The sequence below is a fragment of the Kitasatospora sp. NPDC057512 genome (genome assembly GCF_042802135.1).
In the GTDB taxonomy this organism is placed as follows: domain Bacteria; phylum Actinomycetota; class Actinomycetes; order Streptomycetales; family Streptomycetaceae; genus Kitasatospora.
The window spans coordinates 1-1,031 of sequence record NZ_JBHVET010001302.1 but is presented as its reverse complement, the minus strand read 5'-3'; the positions used below and the strand labels follow the sequence as shown (position 1 = coordinate 1,031).

The window sequence follows — 1,031 nt, the reverse complement described above, 5'->3', positions numbered from 1 at the left end:
CACCCGGGGCGTGCCGTCGGACTCGCGTCAGGCGGCGAAGCCGCCGTCCACCGCCAGCTCGGCGCCGGTGACGTACCGGCCGCCCTCGCCGACCAGGTAGGACACCGCGGCGGCGACCTCCGCGCCGGTGCCGAAGCGGCCGAGCGCGGTGAGCTCGCGCTGGCCCTCCGCCGCGGGGCCGCCGACCGGGTTCATGTCGGTGTCGATCGGCCCGGGGTGGACCAGGTTGGCGGTGATCCCGCGCGGCCCGAGCTCCCGGGCCAGCGCCTTGGTCAGGCCGATCAGCGCGGCCTTGCTGGTCCCGTACAGCGTGGCGCCGGGGAAGGCGACGCGCTGGGCGATGCAGCTGCCGAGGTTGACGATCCGCCCGCCCTCGGTCAGGTGCGCGGAGGCCGCCCGGGCGTACAGGAAGGGTGCCCGGACGTTCACCTCCAGCACCCGGTCGACGTCCTCCAGCGTGAGGTCGCCGATCGGGCCGAGGACGCCGACGCCCGCGTTGTTCACCAGGACGTCCAGCCTCCCGAACCGTTCGACGACGGCCTCGACCACGCCCTGCACCGCCTCCGGGTCGGCGCTGTCCGCCCGTACGGCCCAGCCGGTCCGCCCCATCGCGGTGATCTTCGCGGCGACCTCTTCGGCCCGCTCGGCGCCGCCCTGGTAGGTCAGCACCACGTGGGCGCCGTCCTCGGCCAGCCGCAGGGCGACCGCCGCCCCGATCCCCCGGCTGCCGCCGGTCACCAGGGCCACCTTGCCGTCGAGGCTGTCGAGCACTGCCGCACCGTTCATCGTCATATCTCCAGAACTCCTCGTTCCGATCTCGGACATGACTCGATCCTGGCCCGGGGCCCTTCAAACCTCCGGCGGTATTCGGACGTTGCGTTCAACGTTCAACCAAGTTGCGACGTGCTTCCGTGCCCCGGCGTGTGCGCCGACCACCGGTGGTGCGATCCGACCGCCAGCCGCCCAGCCCGGGGTTCCACCCGGGAACGGACCGCGAACACGCCAGGACCGGCCGAGCGGCCGCCCTGATG

Annotated in this window: 1 protein-coding gene; it reads right to left on the bottom strand. The window is 73.7% G+C overall.

What is annotated here, in order from left to right; genetic code table 11:
* Positions 1–27: 27 nt before the first annotated feature.
* The gene (locus tag ACFU6K_RS39630) at positions 28–792 is read right to left on the bottom strand and encodes an SDR family NAD(P)-dependent oxidoreductase (RefSeq protein WP_380671616.1); all 765 of its coding nucleotides are present in this window, start codon (positions 790–792) and stop codon (positions 28–30) included.
* Positions 793–1,031: the final 239 nt, after the last annotated feature.